This window comes from Brevundimonas sp. UBA5713 (assembly GCF_002419815.1).
In the GTDB taxonomy this organism is placed as follows: Bacteria; Pseudomonadota; Alphaproteobacteria; order Caulobacterales; family Caulobacteraceae; genus Brevundimonas.
Map to the genome: position 1 here is coordinate 1 of NZ_DIGV01000055.1, position 17577 is coordinate 17577.

Annotated in this window: 22 protein-coding genes and 1 pseudogene; 10 read left to right on the top strand and 13 right to left on the bottom strand. The window is 61.3% G+C overall.

The window, feature by feature from the left end; all coding sequences use genetic code 11:
• Positions 1-148: pseudogene (locus tag B3B04_RS13180) on the bottom strand (tRNA guanosine(34) transglycosylase Tgt); the annotation flags it as partial.
• Between the two features lie 15 nt (positions 149-163).
• Entirely contained in the window at positions 164-640 is a 477-nt protein-coding gene (locus tag B3B04_RS13185; RefSeq protein ID WP_292041024.1) for a hypothetical protein, read from the bottom strand.
• A 213-nt stretch (positions 641-853) separates the two neighbouring features.
• On the opposite strand from B3B04_RS13185, the gene B3B04_RS13190 reads away from it, so the two are divergent.
• A complete protein-coding gene (locus B3B04_RS13190; protein ID WP_292041022.1) occupies positions 854-1072 on the top strand; it encodes a hypothetical protein in 219 nt (72 codons plus the stop codon).
• Here B3B04_RS13190 and queA read toward each other — a convergent pair.
• Together queA and B3B04_RS13200 are read right to left on the bottom strand one after the other, a co-directional pair.
• A complete protein-coding gene (gene queA, locus B3B04_RS13195; RefSeq protein WP_292041020.1) occupies positions 1069-2160 on the bottom strand; it encodes a tRNA preQ1(34) S-adenosylmethionine ribosyltransferase-isomerase QueA in 1092 nt (363 codons plus the stop codon). The genes B3B04_RS13190 and queA overlap by 4 nt on opposite strands.
• A gap of 44 nt (positions 2161-2204) precedes the next feature.
• Positions 2205-3482 carry a D-amino acid dehydrogenase gene (locus tag B3B04_RS13200; protein ID WP_349679374.1) on the bottom strand — a complete coding sequence of 426 codons (1278 nt, stop codon included), beginning with the start codon at positions 3480-3482 and terminating at the stop codon, positions 2205-2207.
• A gap of 128 nt (positions 3483-3610) precedes the next feature.
• Here B3B04_RS13200 and B3B04_RS13205 point away from each other — a divergent pair, with 128 nt between their 5' ends.
• From B3B04_RS13205 to B3B04_RS13215, 3 genes are all read left to right on the top strand, one after another.
• Positions 3611-4054: an Lrp/AsnC family transcriptional regulator gene (locus B3B04_RS13205; RefSeq protein ID WP_292043540.1), complete on the top strand. Its 444-nt coding sequence runs from the start codon at positions 3611-3613 to the stop codon at positions 4052-4054.
• A 72-nt stretch (positions 4055-4126) separates the two neighbouring features.
• Positions 4127-5797, top strand: coding sequence for a lysine--tRNA ligase (locus B3B04_RS13210; protein WP_292043542.1), 1671 nt, complete (start codon positions 4127-4129; stop codon positions 5795-5797).
• 153 nt (positions 5798-5950) lie between these two features.
• On the top strand, positions 5951-6427 hold the full coding sequence (locus B3B04_RS13215) for an SH3 domain-containing protein (RefSeq protein WP_292043544.1): 477 nt from the start codon (positions 5951-5953) through the stop codon (positions 6425-6427).
• Between the two features lie 69 nt (positions 6428-6496).
• Here the strand turns inward: B3B04_RS13215 and B3B04_RS13220 are convergent, their stop codons facing one another.
• The 6 genes from B3B04_RS13220 to B3B04_RS13245 form a co-directional block, all read right to left on the bottom strand.
• Positions 6497-6952: a S24 family peptidase gene (locus B3B04_RS13220; protein WP_292043545.1), complete on the bottom strand. Its 456-nt coding sequence runs from the start codon at positions 6950-6952 to the stop codon at positions 6497-6499.
• 215 nt (positions 6953-7167) lie between these two features.
• Positions 7168-7623: a hypothetical protein gene (locus B3B04_RS13225; RefSeq protein ID WP_292043546.1), complete on the bottom strand. Its 456-nt coding sequence runs from the start codon at positions 7621-7623 to the stop codon at positions 7168-7170.
• Between the two features lie 83 nt (positions 7624-7706).
• Positions 7707-8057 (bottom strand): hypothetical protein, encoded by a 351-nt coding sequence (locus B3B04_RS13230; RefSeq protein ID WP_292043547.1) that lies wholly within the window; start codon positions 8055-8057, stop codon positions 7707-7709.
• 94 nt (positions 8058-8151) lie between these two features.
• Entirely contained in the window at positions 8152-8571 is a 420-nt protein-coding gene (locus B3B04_RS13235; RefSeq protein ID WP_292043549.1) for a PaaI family thioesterase, read from the bottom strand.
• Entirely contained in the window at positions 8568-9035 is a 468-nt protein-coding gene (locus B3B04_RS13240; RefSeq protein ID WP_292043551.1) for a PaaI family thioesterase, read from the bottom strand. The genes B3B04_RS13235 and B3B04_RS13240 overlap by 4 nt, the downstream gene beginning before the upstream one ends.
• 68 nt (positions 9036-9103) lie before the next feature.
• Positions 9104-10705, bottom strand: a complete 1602-nt coding sequence (locus B3B04_RS13245) for a response regulator (RefSeq protein ID WP_292043553.1) — start codon at positions 10703-10705, stop codon at positions 9104-9106.
• Between the two features lie 228 nt (positions 10706-10933).
• Between B3B04_RS13245 and queC the strand changes: the two genes are divergently transcribed.
• The 5 genes from queC to B3B04_RS13270 all read left to right on the top strand — a co-directional run bounded on the left by queC (position 10934) and on the right by B3B04_RS13270 (position 13661).
• Entirely contained in the window at positions 10934-11674 is a 741-nt protein-coding gene (queC, locus tag B3B04_RS13250) for a 7-cyano-7-deazaguanine synthase QueC (RefSeq protein ID WP_292043554.1), read from the top strand.
• Positions 11671-12306: a 7-carboxy-7-deazaguanine synthase gene (gene queE, locus B3B04_RS13255; RefSeq protein WP_292043556.1), complete on the top strand. Its 636-nt coding sequence runs from the start codon at positions 11671-11673 to the stop codon at positions 12304-12306. The genes queC and queE overlap by 4 nt, the downstream gene beginning before the upstream one ends.
• Positions 12307-12401: 95 nt before the next feature.
• Positions 12402-12818 carry a hypothetical protein gene (locus B3B04_RS13260; RefSeq protein WP_292043558.1) on the top strand — a complete coding sequence of 139 codons (417 nt, stop codon included), beginning with the start codon at positions 12402-12404 and terminating at the stop codon, positions 12816-12818.
• A 25-nt stretch (positions 12819-12843) separates the two neighbouring features.
• The gene (locus tag B3B04_RS13265; protein ID WP_292043559.1) at positions 12844-13371 is read left to right on the top strand and encodes an RNA polymerase sigma factor; all 528 of its coding nucleotides are present in this window, start codon (positions 12844-12846) and stop codon (positions 13369-13371) included.
• On the top strand, positions 13368-13661 hold the full coding sequence (locus B3B04_RS13270; RefSeq protein ID WP_292043560.1) for a hypothetical protein: 294 nt from the start codon (positions 13368-13370) through the stop codon (positions 13659-13661). The genes B3B04_RS13265 and B3B04_RS13270 overlap by 4 nt, the downstream gene beginning before the upstream one ends.
• Positions 13662-13720: 59 nt before the next feature.
• Here B3B04_RS13270 and B3B04_RS13275 read toward each other — a convergent pair whose 3' ends face one another.
• Both B3B04_RS13275 and B3B04_RS13280 read right to left on the bottom strand, forming a co-directional pair.
• The gene (locus B3B04_RS13275) at positions 13721-15805 is read right to left on the bottom strand and encodes an alpha/beta hydrolase family protein (protein ID WP_292043561.1); all 2085 of its coding nucleotides are present in this window, start codon (positions 15803-15805) and stop codon (positions 13721-13723) included.
• Positions 15806-15892: 87 nt separating this feature from the next.
• Positions 15893-16144, bottom strand: coding sequence for a hypothetical protein (locus B3B04_RS13280; RefSeq protein WP_292043562.1), 252 nt, complete (start codon positions 16142-16144; stop codon positions 15893-15895).
• 168 nt (positions 16145-16312) lie between these two features.
• On the opposite strand from B3B04_RS13280, the gene B3B04_RS13285 reads away from it, so the two are divergent.
• Complete coding sequence (locus B3B04_RS13285) at positions 16313-16765, top strand: GNAT family N-acetyltransferase (protein ID WP_292043563.1); 453 nt, start codon at positions 16313-16315, stop codon at positions 16763-16765.
• Positions 16766-16819: 54 nt separating this feature from the next.
• On the opposite strand, the gene B3B04_RS13290 is transcribed toward B3B04_RS13285, so the two are convergent.
• Positions 16820-17515 carry a pirin family protein gene (locus tag B3B04_RS13290; RefSeq protein WP_292043564.1) on the bottom strand — a complete coding sequence of 232 codons (696 nt, stop codon included), beginning with the start codon at positions 17513-17515 and terminating at the stop codon, positions 16820-16822.
• Positions 17516-17577: the final 62 nt, after the last annotated feature.

Here is a 17577-nt window from a genome sequence, read left to right on the forward strand (position 1 = left end):
GGTTGACCTGATCGACCGTCAGGGCCTTCACCGTGGCAGCTGTGCCAACGGGCATGAAGGCGGGCGTGCGGATATCGCCGCGTGCGGTTTTCAGGACGCCGGTGCGGGCGCGGCCATCGGTGGCCTTGATATCAAACGGAAAAGGCAAAGTGTTCTTACGCGGTTAGAGCAGGCGCTGAAGCTGTTCGGCGCGCTGCAGGTCCTTGGGGCGGCCAAACAGTTTGCAGGTCTCAATCTGCTCGGCGACGGAGGGGATATAGATGCGTCCGCCGTCAACCGCCACAGGGATACGACTATCGAAGGTCACCAGTGTCCATTCGCCACCGTTGCGGACCTCCATTTCGGCCATGACCTCCACCGGAACCGGCGTGGTCAGGATTTGCCCATAGACACGCGACCGGAACAGGCCTTCACCAGGATCAGGCGAGGTCTCGCCATATAGGCTTTCAATCAGAAGCTTGGCATCCCGTGGGCTGCACATCACGTCAATGTCTGGAACGCGCCATTCCGTCAGACCGCTTAGTGCCATGGCTGCCCCGCCAAATACCCACCACGGATCACGCAACTCGGTGGCGGCAGAGGCCAGAATGTCCAGAGCGGCGGAAAGGTCTTCGGGCAGGTCTTCGTAGTGTGTAGGCATGACCTCTCTATAAGCCGCTCTGTCCTCTGAGCAAATCACTGTTCGGCATTATTCTTTGCGATACCGAACGGTGCCAAATCTGGCGTATTATTTGGGGCAGGGGTCGCCTGATCCGATTATTTCAGAGGTGCAGCTATGGCTTTGTTATCGCATACGGCATCGCAGACTTTCAGCCGTCACTGGCGCACCCTTATGTGGGGTTGGATTGTGGCCTTGCTCCTTCTGCCCGCAGTCAGCATGCTTTTTACCGAGAGCGTAAACTGGGGCGTTGAAGATTTCGCCTTCGCCATCCTTCTGTTGGGAAGTGCCGGATTGCTGGTCGAGTTGGCGGTCAGACGGCTGAAATCCGCCCGTGCCAGAGCGACCGCAGGGGTTATTGTCGCTGCGGTGGTGACCCTGATCTGGGCGCAGGCGGCTGTGGGCGTATTCTAGGCCGACGCCCTGAACAACAGGCTGCCGTCCCCATAGGAATAGAAGCGGTATTCGTTCTGGATAGCGTGCTTGTAGGCAGCCTGCATGGTCTCGAAGCCCGCAAAGGCGCTGACCAGCATGAACAGGGTCGATTTCGGCAGGTGGAAATTGGTCATCAGCACATCAACCGCGCGGAATTTATAGCCCGGCGTGATGAAGATGGCCGTGTCGTCGTGGAAGGGCCGGATGATGCCGTCTTCTCCCGTCGCGCTTTCCAGCAGGCGCAGGGAGGTGGTGCCGACACAGACAATGCGGCCACCCTTGGCATGGACTTCATTCAGGGCGTTGGCCGTTTCCTCGGACACCGTACCCCATTCGGAGTGCATCTTGTGGTCCTTGGTGTCGTCGGCCTTGACCGGCAGGAAGGTGCCTGCGCCCACGTGCAGGGTTACGGCGTGGGTCGAGACGCCTCGATCACGAAGTCGCTGCAGTAGCTCCGGTGTGAAATGCAGGCCCGCTGTCGGGGCCGCGACCGAGCCGTCATGCTGGGCATAGACGGTCTGATAGTCCTTCTGGTCCTGCTCGTCCTCGGGGCGTTTGGCCGCGATATAGGGGGGCAGGGGCATGACGCCGACATTGCGGATGGCGTCATCCAGCGCGGGGCCCGCCAGATCGAATTTCAGCGTCACCAAGCCGTCTTCGCCCTTGGCTTCGATGGTGGCGTTTAGGGCCGAGGCCTCGCAGGCGCGATCTTCGGTACTGCCAAAGCGCACGCGGTCGCCGACCTTCAGGCGCTTGCCCGGCTTCATAAAGGCAGACCAGACGTCGGGCGCATCGCGGTGGTGCAGGGTGGCTTCGACCTCGACCGTCAGGGTTTCGCCTTCCGGACCCACACGCTCGCGGACGCCGCTCATACGGGCAGGGATCACGCGGGTGTCGTTGAACACCAGCGCATCGCCAGGCTGCAGCAGGTCCGGAAGATCACGCACAATGCGATCTTCTAGCGCGCCGTCCTTCACAACCAGAAAGCGGGCGCTGTCACGCGGAGAAACGGGCCGCACGGCAATGCGGTCCTCGGGCAGGTCAAAGTCGAAGTCGGAAGTTTTCACAGGCGCGGTGAACACCTGACCGCAGGCGCGGTCAAGTGCTGCCTTTATCCAGCGTAGCGCGACAGGCCCAGATCATGGGTTTCGATGGCCGGTTGCGCGCCCGTCACCAGATCGCGGATCACCGCTGCCGAGCCGCAAGACATGGTCCAGCCCAGCGTGCCGTGGCCGGTGTTCAGCCACAGGTTCTTGTATTTGGTGCCGCCGACGATGGGGGTGCCGTCCGGCGTGTTGGGGCGCAGGCCGGTCCAGAACTCGGCAGTTTCCAGATCGCCCGCACCGGGGAAGAGGCTGCTGACCGAATAGTTCAAAGTGCCGCGACGGCGCTCGGACAGGTCCTTGTTATAGCCGTTCAGTTCCGCCATGCCGCCCACGCGAATACGGTTGCCCAGACGGGTAATCGCGACCTTGTAGCTTTCATCCATCACGGTCGATACCGGCGCGCGAGCTTCGTCCACGATGTTGGCGGTGATGGAGTAGCCCTTCACCGGATAGATCGGCAGGTTCAGGTTCAGCGCCTTGGCAAGTTGCGGCGACCATGACCCCAGCGCCATCACATAGGCATCGGCGGTCAGGGTCTCCTTGTCGGTGACCACGCCTTCGATGGCGTCGGCATTGCGCTGGACGCTGAGCACGGATTCATTCCAGCGGAACGTCACGCCCGCATCCTCGGCCATCTTGGCCAGCGTCTGGGTAAAGATGCGGCAGTCGCCGGTTTCATCACCCGGCAAGCGCAGCGCGCCCACATAGGGCACGTCCGAGAAGGTCAGACCCGGCTCGGCGCGACGGCAGCCTTCCGGGTCCAGCAGTTCGAACGGTACGCCTTCGGATTTCAGGACCTCGACGTCCTTATGGGCATCCTTCAGCTGCTTTTCGGTACGGAACAGTTGCAGCGTGCCTTGCTGGCGACCGTCGTACTGGATGCCGGTCTTCTGGCGCAGATGGTCCAGTTCGTCGCGCGCATATTCCGCCAGACGCACCATACGGCCCTTGTTCACCGCATAGCGGGCGGCAGTGCAGTTGCGCAGCATCTGCAGCGTCCAGCGGATCATGGCAGGATCAAGCTTGGCATGCAGGATCAGCGGCGGGTGGTTCATCAGCAGCCATTTGATGGCCTTGGTCGGGATGTTCGGCGCGGCCCATGGCGCGGAATAACCGGGCGAGACCTGACCGGCATTGGCATAGCTGGTCTCCAGCGCCGGACCCGAAAGACGGTCCACGACAGTGACCTCGTGACCGGCCTGATTGAGATACCAAGCCGTGGTGGTGCCGATGACACCTGCGCCAAGAACCAGAACACGCATGGGGAAAGCTCGCGCTGACAGGCCCGACGCGGGCCGATTTGGCGAAAACTACGCGCAAGAATAAGGATTTTCCTGCCTCAATACGCATTGATCTGCGTCATAAATGGACTAAACGCAATTATCTGCGGCTCGGGCGCTAGGAGATTGCAATGCTGCTGGATGATGTGGATCGCCGGATCGTTCAGATTCTGCGCACCGAGGGCCGTATCAGCAATGCAGATTTGGCCGATCAGGTGGGCTTGTCAGCCTCGGCTTGTCTGCGCCGTGTGCGCCAGTTGGAGACGCGCGGCGTCATTCGCGGGTACACCGCCATTCTGGGTGCTGACGAGGACGAGGGCATTGTCGCCTTCGTACAAATCACACTGGAAAAACAGACAGATGAGCAGATGCGCCGGTTCGAGGAGGCCGTGCGCCATTATCCCGAAATCCGTGACTGTTATCTGATGGCGGGGGCCGCTGATTATATCGTGCGCGCCGTAGCCCCCAGCATGGCGGCCTATGAGGTGTTGCACAAAGATGTGCTGTCGCGACTGCCTGGCGTGTCGCGGATTCAGTCCAGTTTGGCCATCCGCAATGTGCTCAGGGCGCGATAAGTGCCTAAAAACCACATCGGTCAGCCCAAGTCGGCGTTGACCCCGCGCGCATGAAGCGTCAAACCCCGCTGCATGCTTCAGAACCTTGAATCCCTGTCCCGTGAGGCCCGTTCGTGGCCGTTTGAGCAAGCCCGTAATCTGCTGGCGCACGTGCTCAAAAAACGGTTGTCGGACGCCGACCGCGCTGTCGCGCAGTCCCTGATCGATGCTGGCAAGGCGGATGAGGCTCTGAAACAGTTCGAAGGTCTTGGCCGTCCGGTCATTCTCGAGACCGGCTATGGCCCCTCGGGCCTGCCGCACATGGGCACTTTCGGCGAAGTGGCCCGCACCACCATGGTGCGCAATGCGTTCCGCGCCCTGACCGGCGACCACTGGGAAACCAAGCTGATCGCCTTTTCGGACGATATGGACGGTTTCCGCAAGGTGCCGGAAGGCATCCCCAATCCTGAGATGCTGCGCGAGGACCTGCACCTGCCGCTGACTAAGGTGCGCGACCCGTTTGGCACCCATGACAGCTTTGGCGCGCACAATAACGCCCGTCTGCGCGCCTTCCTCGACAGCTTCGGCTTTGACTACGAATTCATGTCGTCCAGCGAGACCTATAGGTCGGGCCGCTTTGACGAGACCCTGCTGCTGATGCTTGAGCGTTATGACGCCATCATGGGCATCATGCTGCCGACGCTGGGTGAAGAGCGCCGCGCGACCTATTCGCCCTTCCTGCCGATCAGCCCGATCACGGGCCACGTGCTGCAGGTGCCGACCCTAGAGCGCAATCTCGAGAAGGGCACCATCGTGTTTGACGACCCCGCTGGCGGTCGCGCCGAGGTTCCTGTCACCGGTGGCCATGTGAAGCTTCAGTGGAAGCCGGACTGGGCCATGCGCTGGACCGCTCTGGACGTCGATTACGAGATGGCCGGCAAGGACCTGATCGAGTCCGTGCGCGAGAGCGGCAAGATCTGTCGCGCTCTGGATGGTTCGCCGCCGGTGGGCTTCAACTACGAACTGTTCCTCGACATCGAGGGCAAGAAGATCTCCAAGTCGAAGGGCAATGGCCTGACGATGGAAGAGTGGCTGCGTTACGGTCCGCCGGAATCGCTGAGCTGGTACATGTTCCAGTCGCCCAAGTCGGCCAAGAGCCTGCACTTCGGCGTGATCCCGCGCGCGACCGACGACTGGATGTCCTTCGTCGAGCAGTACAAGACCCAGGAACCGAACAAGCAGATCGACAATGCAGTCTGGTCGATCCACGGGGGCAATCCGCCGGAGACGACCTCGCCGGTCAGCTTCTCGCTGATGATGAACCTGGTGGGCGTGGCCAATGCGTCCAACAAGGATCAGCTCTGGGCCTATTTCGCGAAGTATCTGCCGAACGCCACGCCGGAAAACGAGCCGCTACTCGACCGTCTGATGGACTATGCGCTGAACTACTATGAGGACTTCGTGAAACCCACGAAGGTCTATCGCGCACCGACCGAGATGGAAAAGGCGGCGCTACTGGATCTGGCCGCGCGTCTTAAGGCTCTGCCGCAGGACACGACCGATGGCGAAGTCATCCAGAACGAAGTCTATGCCGTCGGCAAAGAACATGGTTTTGAGCCGCTGCGCGCATGGTTTGCGGCCCTGTACGAAGTGCTGCTGGGTGCCTCGCAAGGTCCGCGCTTTGGCTCGTTCGCGGCCATCTATGGCCTGCCTCAATCGATCGAATTGATCGAAAAAGGTGCCAATGGCGAACTGGCCGCCTGATCGGTTCAAAAGCTTGAGTTTAAAGGCCGTCTTCGCAAGGAGGCGGCCTTTTTGCTGGTCGATGAACAGTTTCTGACAGTGACTGTCGGGGAGCCTTCAGGCCGGTTGATGCATTCTCCTATCAACGACCAACTCGACGATAAGGAGAGAGCCATGTCGAAATTCTTTAAGGCCGGTCTGGCCACCGCTTCGTTGATTGCGGCCATGGGTGCGGCAGCTGTGCCGATGACCGCCAATGCCCAGCAAGCCAATGGCATCACCAACTGTGATGCACCCGGTGGGCGCCAGCAAGCGGGTGCCGCTATTGGCGCTGTATTGGGCGGTTTGGCGGGTAGTCAGGTCTCGCGCAATGAACGGACGCTGGGTGCGGTGGTGGGCGCTGGTGCCGGTGCGGCGGCGGGCTCGTACATAGGCTGTAACCAGCAACGCGCGCGTGCGGCTCAACAGGGCGGCGAAAACATGTATCGATCGACGTCGAACCTGCGCATCCGTTCGGGGCCGGGTACCAACTATCGTCAGGTCGGCAATCTGTCCGCCGGCCAGCCCTTCACGGCTATTGGTTCGGAAGGTGAATGGGTGCAGATCGCCGGTGGTGGCTGGGTGAACGCCCGCTACGTCAGCAACTACTGATTTGGGCACAGGGCTTTTTGGCCCGATGTCAGAGGAAAAGGCCGTCCCGTCCAGCCGGGGCGGCCTTTTCTATTGGCTGACCCAGATGATCCGCGCGATCCAGACCACGTCCTCGCGGGCGATGATGCGGTCAGGATAGTCCGGATTATAGGAATAGAGGGTGAGGGCCGTGGCGGTGATGTCGCGCAGTTCCTTGGCCAAGGTTTCGCCGGATCGCGTGCGTAGGGCCACGCGGTCGCCGCGCCGCACCTGTGACTGATCCAGATCGACAATGACCTTGTCGCCAGGACGGTACAGCGGGACCATGGAATCCCCGTCGATTTCCAGACTGAACAATGTGTCCTTAGGGCGGGGCAGGGCGGCGCGGTCCCAATCCTCCGACAGGGGCAGGCCTGCATCATCAAAGAAGCCCTGATCACCAGCCTTGGCCAATCCCAAAACCGGAAGCGAGGGTTCAGGGCCTGCATCGTCGGCCAGCGTGGCGAACTCCGCCAGCGACAGTCCGGTTGCCGACAGTACGCGCATCAGGCTTTCAGTCGAAGGCCAGCGGGGCCGCGCTGGATGGCCGGAAGCGAACCTCTTGGAAGGGTTGAAGCTTGTGGGGTCCAGTCCGGCGCGACACGCTAATCCCGATGGGGTTGTGCCTTCCCGTCTGGCCAGTGCGTCCAAGCCCTTCCAGACCTTGGCGTGCGATAGCGGCATGGGGACTTCCTAGGGGAAGCCCAGACTAGGTTAACCCCTCAGGAATATCCACCCAGTTCATCATGGGCCCGCCCGATCGCGGCCCGCTCTTGCCATGCCATGAAGGTGCCGATGGCGATGGAGATCAGGATGCCAATCGAGGCCATATTCACAATGATGTAGTAGCTGACGATTGGGGTATCGAAATTACTGAGGATCAGGACTTGGCTAGCAACGATCAGAATCTGGAAAGCGCAGGCCCACACAGGCCAATTCCGGGGGGCTTTCCACACGATAGCTGCGAAGGTGCTTAGCAGAGCTAGGTCGATAGCCAGCATGAACCAGTTACCTTGTCCCTCGTCGCCGAAGCTTGCGATGATCAGCGTGGTTGCTAGCCAAGCCACGAGGTAAGATATCGCCCCGACGCGTTCGATCTTTTCACCAGCTATCAGTGCGAACACGCATACAATTGCGGTTAGTCCTGCACCGATAAGACCTATTGCTGTCTCAAACACGAAAGCCCCCAACGCAAAGGTTGAGGGCTTTGTAGCTTAACTTAGCCGTTTCGCAGAACGAAACTCGTTGTATGACTAAAATTTCATACGGCGCGCAGGTGCGGCTGGTAGTGGTTGCCCGGCAGCAGCTTGTCCAGATCCGACGGCTTGTCGCGGGTGCCTGCGGCGTAGGTGCCCCAGCCCATGCGGCGGTGATCTTTCTGCATTTCCTCGTGGCACGACACGATGGCTTCGCGGGCTGCCGAGAGAGCCGCCAGCGTTTCCATGGCCTTGGTTTGCGAGGCTGTGCCGGCGATGGCGGAGATCGACAGCTCGTTACGGCCCGCAATCAAGGCCTGAACCATGGCAGCAGCGTGCGAGATCGCGTCATCTACAGCCAGTTCCGTGGCGTAGAGTTCGTTCGCAATTCCGGTGACTACTTCAGTGCGGTCCATTGGGTACCCCTCATATAACGCCGATCTGGCGATATACGTTTACCAACTGTTAAGCTTGTTCGTAAAGGGTTTGTTAACACTTTTTTAACCAAGGTTAACGCCCGGGGCTGGAATCCTCTGAATTTTCATCGAGTTGGAAATGTGCGGTCAGGGTGGCGATGGGCTTGTCCTGACTCTCTTGCCACGCCTCGGCGGTCACGTAGGCGACTCGCCGTCCTGCCTTGCCAATATGGGCGCGGGCATAGACATCTTGAGCCGCGCCGCTGCGCAGATAGGCGACCGAAACATTGATCGGGCGGGGAAGACGCAGGCGGGGATAGGTGTGTGAGACCTTGGCCATAGCCGCCATTTCCAGCAGGGCCGCCGTGGTGCCGCCATGCAGAGCCGGAATCATGGGATTGCCGATCAAATGGTCGGCAAACGGCATAATGACGGTGACGTCGTCGCCGTAAATCTCGGTGCGCAGATTAAGGAACTGGGCGTAGGGCAGGTGGTCGAGCAGGGGTTTGGTCATGCGGCACCGCCTTTGGCGTTGGCCAGATCTTTGCGTAGCGAGGGCTTGTGGATGATGTAGGCGGCTTGCGACGCTGCGACGGGATCGGAGGGATCGTCCTCGAACGCCCAGGCGCGAACAAAGGCCATGGTCCGGTTCAGACGGTAACAGTGGGCCTCGGCGATCAGGTCACGCCCTGGGGCCGCGGCGCGCATATAATCGACGCGCAGATCCAGAGTGGCGATGGACTGAAACTGGTCCAGTGCCAGCCAGACAGACAGACCGCCAACGTGATCCAGCAAGGTGCTGACCAGTCCGCCGGACAGAACGCCGGTCAGCGGGTCGCCGACAAACTCGGGCTTGTAGGGGGCGCGCAGTCGCACCTTTTTGCCATCCACGGATTCGAGTTTGAACCCGAGCGTATGGGTGTGGGCCGAGCCTGACGCCAACTGCGGCAGGATATTGAGAAGTTCGGGGTTAGGCATCCGTAATCCTTTGATACGGAACGTATTGGTGAACAGGTCGGCAAGACCTGTCCAGCCCCCCGGCGCGCTTAGCTAACCTGTCGCAACACTGTTGTGTTATCGCTGATCACTTCCCCCGACAATGCGCGCACCATGGCCATGCGCAGTCGCTCGGGTTTGATCGGCTTTTCGACCACGCACATCATGCCAGCCGCGACATAGCCGAGCGCATCGTCTGGATCAGCATTTGCCGTCAGGGCAATGATAGGCAGTGACGCCAAGTCGCCGCCCATGGCGCGAATGGCGCGAGTGGCCTGCACGCCGTCCATCCGGGGCATCTTGATGTCCATGAGTACCATGTCGAACCGCCCGGTTTGGATGGCTTCAACGGCGTACTGGCCGTCCTCGACAGTCTCGCAGGTGCAGCCGAACATTTCGCACAAGGCCTGTGCGACCACGCGGTTGGTCGCGTTGTCGTCGGCAATCAGCACGTGAGGGTGGCTATTGATGTCCAGCCGTTCCAGATGGGTTACGTTCTCGTCGGCTGCGTCTTCGATAATGGCGCGAGAGACATTCACATCAAAGGCATAGGTGGCACCGCGCCCTTGATTGTTCTCGGCCCAAATGCGCCCGCCAAAAGCTTTCAACAACAGGCTGGCTGCGGTCAGGTCCATGCCGTCATGCAGACCCTCTTCCGACTGCCAGTTCTTCAACTGGTCTGCATCCAGTCCGGGGCCGTCATCCCTTACGCGGGCACCGAGACATACCTGACTGCCGTGGACTTCGGCCTTGAGGCCCACTTCGATGATTCCGTTACGAACCAGGCGCAGCGCGTTTTCGATTAGGGTGTTTACCGTGCGGGCAAAGCGGGGTCGGTCCAGCATGGCCGTCAGTTCGGTATCACCCTCATAGCTGACGATGATCGAAACGCCATCCTGTGCGCCGCGTGTGGTCCAAGTGTTGGCGATCTCGTCGACGAAGCTGCGGATCAGCGTAGGCTCGAGGTTGAACTGCAGCTGCCCGTGCTCAAGGTGAACCAGATCGCGCGCGCTGTTCAGGCGCTCCATAGCGTCGTGCGACGCATCCCTGATCGCTGCCACCTGTTCAAGAACAAGAGCAGGCAGCGGCTGTCGGCCCAGCATGTCAGCAAAGGTCTGGATGGATTGCAGAGGCGATTTCAGTTCTCGTTCAACCAGATCCACAAAACCGGACTTGGCCGAGGCGATATGGGGGCTACTGGCCTTTTCAGACATCAGGCTAGCAATCTGCTGGTCGCGTTCGCCGATGGCCCGGGCCTGTGCATCATTGGCGAGGCGCAGCAGGGAGATGACGGTGCCGACACCCCAATAGTTACCGCCCTTGGTGACGATAAAGCCGCGCATCATAGTGCCAGCGCTGCTTTTGAGTACGATGTCTGAGAAGGTGTGAACCTTGGTGTCGTGCGAAACGACCGCCGGCTCGGGGTCCATGATCTTTTCGATCGGACGCGAACCATATCGGCTGTGACCCAGCGGCTCGGCCAGTTTCAGCAGGAAATCTTGACGGTCAATCAGCCCGACAGGGCGACCGTTTTCCACCACTGGCAAGGCCAGGGCGTCAGGGTTCGCCGAGAACCAGTTGTACACTTCGGCGACTGACGCCTGTGGGTGAACTGGTGCGACGCGTTCTGCGAGCAAATCAATGGTCGGCAAGGCCGGCACTCCGCTGGTACGAGACCAAAGTCACACCGAAACTTTGCGGAACGGTTAAGCTGCTAAGCTTATGCAGACAACTTAAGCCTGTTTTGGTGACAAGCGAGACCAAGGGCTGTTTGCGGCCCATTTTGCATGTGGCGCGCCGCACTATATAAGGCGCGCTCTACCCCTAGTTCTCCAGTCTGTGTGGATGCGCGCGGCCAAAAGGCCGACCGCAGGTTTTTCATGAACGAAATCAACTCGACGTCTCCGCTCGAGGAGGCCACCTTGGCCGACACTGCCCTTGTTCTCTTCTCGGGCGGGCAGGACAGTGCCACCTGTCTGGCATGGGCACTGGAGCGTTATCGTCGTGTAGAGACTATCGGCTTTGATTATGGCCAGCGCCACGTCGTGGAGATGCAGGCGCGACTGAATGTGCGCGAGACGATGAAGAGCGTCTTGTCCCAATATGCAGACAGGCTGGGTCCGGACCATGTGGTGGACCTGACCGGCTATGGCCGCATCGCCGAAAGCAGCCTGACCAGCGAGGTCGCCATAGAGATGGACGAGCGCGGCTTGCCGGCCACCTTTGTGCCGGGGCGCAACCTGATCTTCCTGACGGCGGCGGCGGCGCTGTCCGACCGTCGCGGTCTGAAGGTGCTGGTAACCGGCGTTTGCGAGACGGACTATTCCGGCTATCCCGATTGCCGTCAGGCCACCATTGACGCCATGTCACAGGCGCTGACGCTGGGGCTGGACCGTCCGGTGCCGATTGAAACCCCGCTGATGTATCTGACCAAGGCCCAGACGTGGGAACTGGCGCACCAGATCGGCGGCCAAGCCTTGGTGGACGCCATCATCGAGACCTCGCACACCTGCTATGCGGGTGACCGCGAGCATCGCCACGACTGGGGCTATGGCTGTGGCAGCTGCGCGGCCTGTGAACTGCGCGAAGCGGGCTATCGCCAGTGGAAGGAAGGCCAATGACTTATTCGGTCAAAGAAACCTTTCTGACGGTGCAGGGAGAAGCGGGGCAGGCGGGTCGCGTGTCGGTTTTCCTGCGCTTTGCGGGCTGCAACCTGTGGAGCGGGCTGGAGCGTGACCGCGACACCGCCGTGTGTACCTTTTGCGATACCGATTTCGTCGGCACCAACGGCGACGGCGGCGGCAAGTTCAAGACCGCCGCACTGCTGGCTGACCACGTCAACAGCTTCTGGACGAGCCGCGAGGGCGACCCCAAACTGGTCGTCTGCACGGGCGGCGAGCCACTGCTGCAACTGGATGCGCCGCTGATCGACGCCCTGCACGCGCGCGGCTTCGAGATCGCCATCGAGAGCAACGGCACGATCAAGGCCCCCGAAGGCATCGATTGGATCTGCATCAGCCCCAAGGCCGACGCCGAAGTGGTCCAAACCTCGGGGCAGGAACTAAAACTGGTCTATCCGCAGGAGAAGGCCATGCCCGAGCGTTTCGAGCACATGGATTTCGAGCGCTTCTGGCTACAACCAATGGATGGGCCGGAGCAAGCCGCCAACACCCAGGCGGCCATGGACTATTGCCTGAAGCACCCGCAATGGCGGCTCAGCATCCAGACGCACAAATACATCGGTGTCCGGTAGGAAGCGCGCTTTTTTACCTGCGCTGCATCCAGCAGCCTCCTCGGTGACGACTAACGGATAGAACCACGTTATCGTCGCCACCGGAGGGCGCTGTTATGAACTTTCTGTATCTTGCCATGCTGATCCCGATCTTCGGGATTTTCTATGCCGCCTTCACTTCATACCTGAAGTATCGCCAGCATCGCGCCATGCTGGATGTGCTCAAGGTCTATGCCGACAAGGGCGAGGCCCCACCGCAGGAGGTGCTGGCGGCCCTGAGCAAGTCGCACTGTCTAGCGGAGCCGGGTCTGAACGCGCCCAGCACATTGGCGTCTGCTGGCCCTCCCAAGACGCAAGGGCCGATGCACTATTGGTCGCTGGTCGGGCTGTTTGCTGTGTTTGCGGCGGGCTTTGCCTATGCGGCTTGGGGCACGGGCGATGTGATGTATCCGTTCGCCATAGTGGCCTTTACCATGGGCGCGGTGGGTGTGTGGGCCTTGATCATGGCCATTGGCCTCAGTGTGAAGAAGTAGGCCCGTACGGACGGGGCGCGGGGAAATGACACCGCAAGACAGGCAGTGGCTGTCAGAGGCCCAAAACGGCTCGGACATTGCTTATGGGCGACTGGTCGCCAGCCATCAGACTGTGGTGCGAGGGTTTCTGCGCCGCATGCTGGGCGGCGGCTGGGCCGATGCTGACGATGTCGCGCAGGACGTCTTTGTCCACGCATGGCAGAGCCTACATTCAGTGCGCGAGCCGGATCGGTTCAAGTCATGGCTGATCGGGATCGCGTGGCGCAGGGCGCAGGATCACATCCGCAGCCACCAGCGCCGCGCCCGACGCGATCAGGATTGGCTGCAATCCCTATCCTTGCCGCAAGGCGTCAGTCAGGAAGACCGGATGGCGTTGGAACAGGCCATGCAGACCCTTGCGCCCGATGCGCGGGCCTGTGTGGCGCTCTCGCTGGGCGAAGGCTGGACCCACGCCGAGATATCGGCTTCGCTGAACTTGCCACTGGGGACGGTAAAGTCCCATCTAACGCGTGGGCGGGAAAAGCTTCTCGCCGCACTGGGAGGTGTCGAATGACCGCTGAACAGAAACTGATGGCCTTGATGGCGCTCGATACGCCCAAGCAGCCCGATCCTGTTTTAGAGTACGGGGTGTTGAACCGTGTGGCTAAACAGCGGGCCGTAGCCGCATTCGCCCATATGCTGGCCAAGATCGTGGTTGGCGGCGGTGTGCTGATGGCCTGTGCTTGGGCGTTGCAAGCTGGAGATAGCGCCGCGGTCGTGTCCGTCCTGATGTCGGTAGGCGCGTTGAGCGTGGCGGGTCTGATCGTCTGGACCTTGGGCCGTGTTGCACCCCGCGAGCATTAAAGCCGCGGGATGAGTTCCGGCGCGCCATGATCAGGATCAACAGCGCGCCGGATGTTCACTTACGGCTGTGCCGTCGTCGTCGCAGGCGACGTAGGCGCGCCATTCTTATAGCGTTCGAACCATTCCAGAATGGCGCTCATACGGGCGGCATTCTGTGACGGACGCACAGCCAGGCTGTGACCGACGCCGGGGATTTTCACCAGAGCGGTCGGTACGCCACGCAGCTGCAGGGCGGTGTAGTACTGCTCGGACTCGCTGACAGGCGTGCGATAGTCCTCGCTGCCGACCACCACCATGGTCGGCGTGGTCACATTGCCGACCAGCGACAGCGGCGAACGCTGCCAATAGGTCTGCGGATTTTCCCACGGGAACTCGCCGAACCAATAGCGGGCGAAGAAGGCGGGGTTATCGGCGGTCAGCACAAAGCTGGCCCAGTCAATTACCGGCTTTTGCACCACGGCGGCCTTGAAGCGGTCGGTCTTGCCGATGATCCAGCTGGTCAGCACGCCGCCGCCGGAGCCACCCGTGACGAACAGGCGATCCGGATCAGCCACACCGCGCGCAATCACAGCATCGACGCTGCTGATCAGGTCGTTATAGTCATTGCTGGGATAGTTGTGGTGGATCAGGTTGGCGAACTCGTCACCATACGACGTCGAGCCGCGCGGGTTCACCGACAGCACCGCATAGCCCGCTGCTGCCAACAGTTGGTTGTCGGTGGCAAAGTGCGGGCCATAGGCGGCAAACGGCCCGCCGTGGATTTCCAGCACCAGCGGATATTTCTGGCCTTCCACATAGCCCGCCGGAAGGGTCAGCCACGATTCAATCGCACGGCCGTCATGCGAGGAAGCGACCTCCAGTCTCTCGACCGCGCCCAAGGTCTTGCCATCCAGATAGTCGGCGTTGAGGCGCGTCAGCTGGGTCTGGCGACCTTGGCGCGCGACGTGGATGTCGGCAGGACGCAGGGCGCTGCCGCGCGTGAAGGCGATGGTGCCATCATTGGCCAGCGAGAATGAGCCGCCGGTGTAAGGGCGACCGATGTCGTCGCCGCTGAGGCCCTGAATGACCGTGGAAACCGTGCCGTCCAGCGTGACGCGCGCAACGGTGGTGGTGCCGTGGTCGTCATAGGCAAACAGGATCGAGCGCCCGTCCTTGCTCCAGACCGGAGACTGGACCGAACGGTCCAGATCGCCCGTCAGTACGCGGCGGTTGGAGCCGTCGGGGTTCATCACATACAGTCGGCTGTTGTGATAACCCATGCGCTGGTCGTCGAAGCCGACATAGGCGACGAGGCGACCATCGGGTGAGGCGACGGGCGACTGGTCAGGGCCGAGGCGGTCGGTCAGAGCCGTCAGCGCACCTGAGCGCACGTCCAGCGCATAGACCTCGCTGTTGTTGCTTTCGCGCTGCCAGTCCGGACCGCGATTGGCGCTGAGATAGAGGGTGGTGGCGTCGGGCGACCACGACAGCTTGCCGCTGTGGTGAAACTGTCCATCCGTGACCTGTCGTGCGCCGCCACCATCTGCGGGGGCAATGAACACTTGGCGATAGCCGGGCTTCAGATAGCCCTGACCGTCGGCGCGATATGCGACGGAATCGATCACTTCCAGCGGCGGTGCCCACTGCGCGCCTTCGGGCTTGGTCAGCGCGGTGCCCAGCTTCGGGGCTTGACCAGCCACCAGTACGGAATAGGCGATCTTGGTCCCGTCCGGCGACCAGCTGAGGCCGGTCGGCGTGTTGGGCAGGTTGGTCACACGCACGGACTCGCCACTGTCGATCCAGCGCACGAACAGCTGGGCGCGTCCGCCCTCTGCGGTCGAGATATAGGCCACGCGCGTGCCATCGGGAGACCAGCGCGGCTGGCTGTGTGATCCAGAGGATGCGACCAGCGGCGATTGCTGGCCCGTGCGCACGTCGATCATCCAGATCGTCGGGCGCATACGGTCGGTCATGATGTCTGCGGTTTGGCGCACATAGACAATGCGCGAGCCGTCAGGGCTGATCTGCGGGTCGGATGCGACCTCCAGATTGAACAGGTCCTGCGCCTGAAAGCGCGCCGCCTCCGACGCCAGCGGCACCGGTTGGGCCACAACGGGCGTCGCCACCAGCATCAGGGCGCAGCAGGCCCAAATAGATTGTCTCATTTAATATAACCCCCTCGTAACTTTGGACGATCATAGGTCCACGAAGGGGCGCGGCAAGCCGTTTTTACGCTGCCTATGGCCGGAGTCTTAGCACTCCAGACCGCGGCGCTGTCGGCGCTCGCAGCGGCGTTCTGCCTTTTCGCGCTTGGCGCGCAATTCTTCGTCCGAAGTGGTGACCGCATCGACGCCCGCGCCGACGACGGCACCTGTGGCCTTGGCCGCACCGCCCACCACGGCGGCACCGGCCCCCACGACAGTCCCTACCACGCAACCGGAGAGGGCCATCGCGCACAAGGTCGCGACAGACAGGCGGATCAGGGTGGAGGCAGTCGAGCGCATGGCGGTACCTGTGTAGTTCGGAGCCTTAGCCTTAAGCGTTCAGTGGCCGTGTGGCTACCTTGGTAGTTGTTCTAACTGTGTTATATCGACCTATCCGGGCATCACCTAAAAAGGGTCATGGCGCGCGTCTTACTACGTCAGAATCCGCGCATAGGCTTTGAAACCAAGATGACGACCAACCTGACCCTGCGCCCGTTTGAGGCGGACAGAGATACGGCGCGCCTGTCCGATATCTGGCTTCGGGCCTCGGTGATCGCTCACCCCTTTATCGGCGAGGCGACCCTGCGCGAGCAGCAACCGCTGATGGAGGACGTCTACCTGCCGATGGCCAGCACATGGGTGGCGGAAACAGACGGGCAGGCGGTTGGCTTTGTGTGTCTGCTGAAAAGCCACATCGCGGCCCTGTTCGTCGATCCGGCCCATCAGGGGCAGGGGATCGGTCGGGCGCTGCTGGATTTTGCCGCCAGCCGCAACAATGTGCTGACGCTGGAAGTCTATACCGACAACACCAGGGCCGTAGCCTTCTATGAACGCTATGGCTTCACCATCGAAAGCCAGCGAGAGGCCGACGATCAGGGCCAACCCTATGCCAATGCCCGCATGGTGTGGGTGCGCGTATAGAAAAGGGCGCTGGAGTGATCCAGCGCCCTTTGTCGTTTCGGAGGTCAGTCGGCCTTAGAGGCTGTCGACCATGACCAGTTCGGCATCCTCCTTGGCGGTGATGGTGATCACGGCCTCGTCGATGATGCCTGCGCCGTCGCGGGCGTTGAGCTGGGTGCCGTTCACGTCCACCTGACCCACGGCGGGGACGAGATAGGCGCGGCGGCCCGATTTCAGCTCATAGCTCAGGCTCTCGCCAGCCTTCAGCGTGGCCGCCAGAACCTTGGCGTCGGCGTTGATCTTCAGGGCTTCGTCTGCCGGATCGCCGGAGGCGACGACGGTGAACTTGCCCGAGCGGTCCGACTTCGGAAACTCGCGCTGACCCCACGAAGGTTCTGCACCCGGACGATCGGTCTCGATCCAGATTTGGAACAGCGTCGTCAGCTCGTCTTCCATATTGTATTCGGCGTGACGAACACCCGTGCCGGCGCTCATGACCTGAACGTCGCCAGCACCAGTGCGGCCTTGGTTACCCATGGAATCCTGGTGTGTGATGGCCCCCGTGCGGACATAGGTGATGATTTCCATGTCAGCGTGCGGGTGCGGCGGGAAGCCCGACTTCGGACCGATCTCGTCATCGTTCCAGACGCGCAGACGGCCCCAGCCCATACGGTTCGGATCGTAATAGTTGGCGAACGAGAAGTGGTGCTTGGCATTCAGCCAGCCGTGGTTGGCACCACCGAGGGTATTGAAAGGACGGACATCGATCATGGTGATCTCCCCAACGCTTAAAGTGTGCAGCCCGTTGCTGCGTCGTTGAGAGCTATATAAGG

Excerpts from the sequence above, each read along its gene's own strand:
- B3B04_RS13185 (WP_292041024.1), bottom strand. The coding sequence starts at position 640 with ATGCCTACACACTACGAAGACCTGCCCGAAGACCTTTCCGCCGCTCTG.
- B3B04_RS13270 (WP_292043560.1), top strand. The coding sequence starts at position 13,368 with ATGACCGCTGAACAGAAACTGATGGCCTTGATGGCGCTCGATACGCCC.
- B3B04_RS13275 (WP_292043561.1), bottom strand. The coding sequence starts at position 15,805 with ATGAGACAATCTATTTGGGCCTGCTGCGCCCTGATGCTGGTGGCGACG.
- queE (WP_292043556.1), top strand. The coding sequence starts at position 11,671 with ATGACTTATTCGGTCAAAGAAACCTTTCTGACGGTGCAGGGAGAAGCG.
- B3B04_RS13260 (WP_292043558.1), top strand. The coding sequence starts at position 12,402 with ATGAACTTTCTGTATCTTGCCATGCTGATCCCGATCTTCGGGATTTTC.
- B3B04_RS13265 (WP_292043559.1), top strand. The coding sequence starts at position 12,844 with ATGACACCGCAAGACAGGCAGTGGCTGTCAGAGGCCCAAAACGGCTCG.
- B3B04_RS13210 (WP_292043542.1), top strand. The coding sequence starts at position 4,127 with ATGCTTCAGAACCTTGAATCCCTGTCCCGTGAGGCCCGTTCGTGGCCG.
- queC (WP_292043554.1), top strand. The coding sequence starts at position 10,934 with ATGAACGAAATCAACTCGACGTCTCCGCTCGAGGAGGCCACCTTGGCC.
- B3B04_RS13205 (WP_292043540.1), top strand. The coding sequence starts at position 3,611 with ATGCTGCTGGATGATGTGGATCGCCGGATCGTTCAGATTCTGCGCACC.
- B3B04_RS13290 (WP_292043564.1), bottom strand. The coding sequence starts at position 17,515 with ATGATCGATGTCCGTCCTTTCAATACCCTCGGTGGTGCCAACCACGGC.
- B3B04_RS13230 (WP_292043547.1), bottom strand. The coding sequence starts at position 8,057 with ATGGACCGCACTGAAGTAGTCACCGGAATTGCGAACGAACTCTACGCC.
- B3B04_RS13240 (WP_292043551.1), bottom strand. The coding sequence starts at position 9,035 with ATGCCTAACCCCGAACTTCTCAATATCCTGCCGCAGTTGGCGTCAGGC.
- B3B04_RS13285 (WP_292043563.1), top strand. The coding sequence starts at position 16,313 with ATGACGACCAACCTGACCCTGCGCCCGTTTGAGGCGGACAGAGATACG.
- B3B04_RS13220 (WP_292043545.1), bottom strand. The coding sequence starts at position 6,952 with ATGCGCGTACTGTCGGCAACCGGACTGTCGCTGGCGGAGTTCGCCACG.
- B3B04_RS13280 (WP_292043562.1), bottom strand. The coding sequence starts at position 16,144 with ATGCGCTCGACTGCCTCCACCCTGATCCGCCTGTCTGTCGCGACCTTG.
- B3B04_RS13235 (WP_292043549.1), bottom strand. The coding sequence starts at position 8,571 with ATGACCAAACCCCTGCTCGACCACCTGCCCTACGCCCAGTTCCTTAAT.
- B3B04_RS13215 (WP_292043544.1), top strand. The coding sequence starts at position 5,951 with ATGTCGAAATTCTTTAAGGCCGGTCTGGCCACCGCTTCGTTGATTGCG.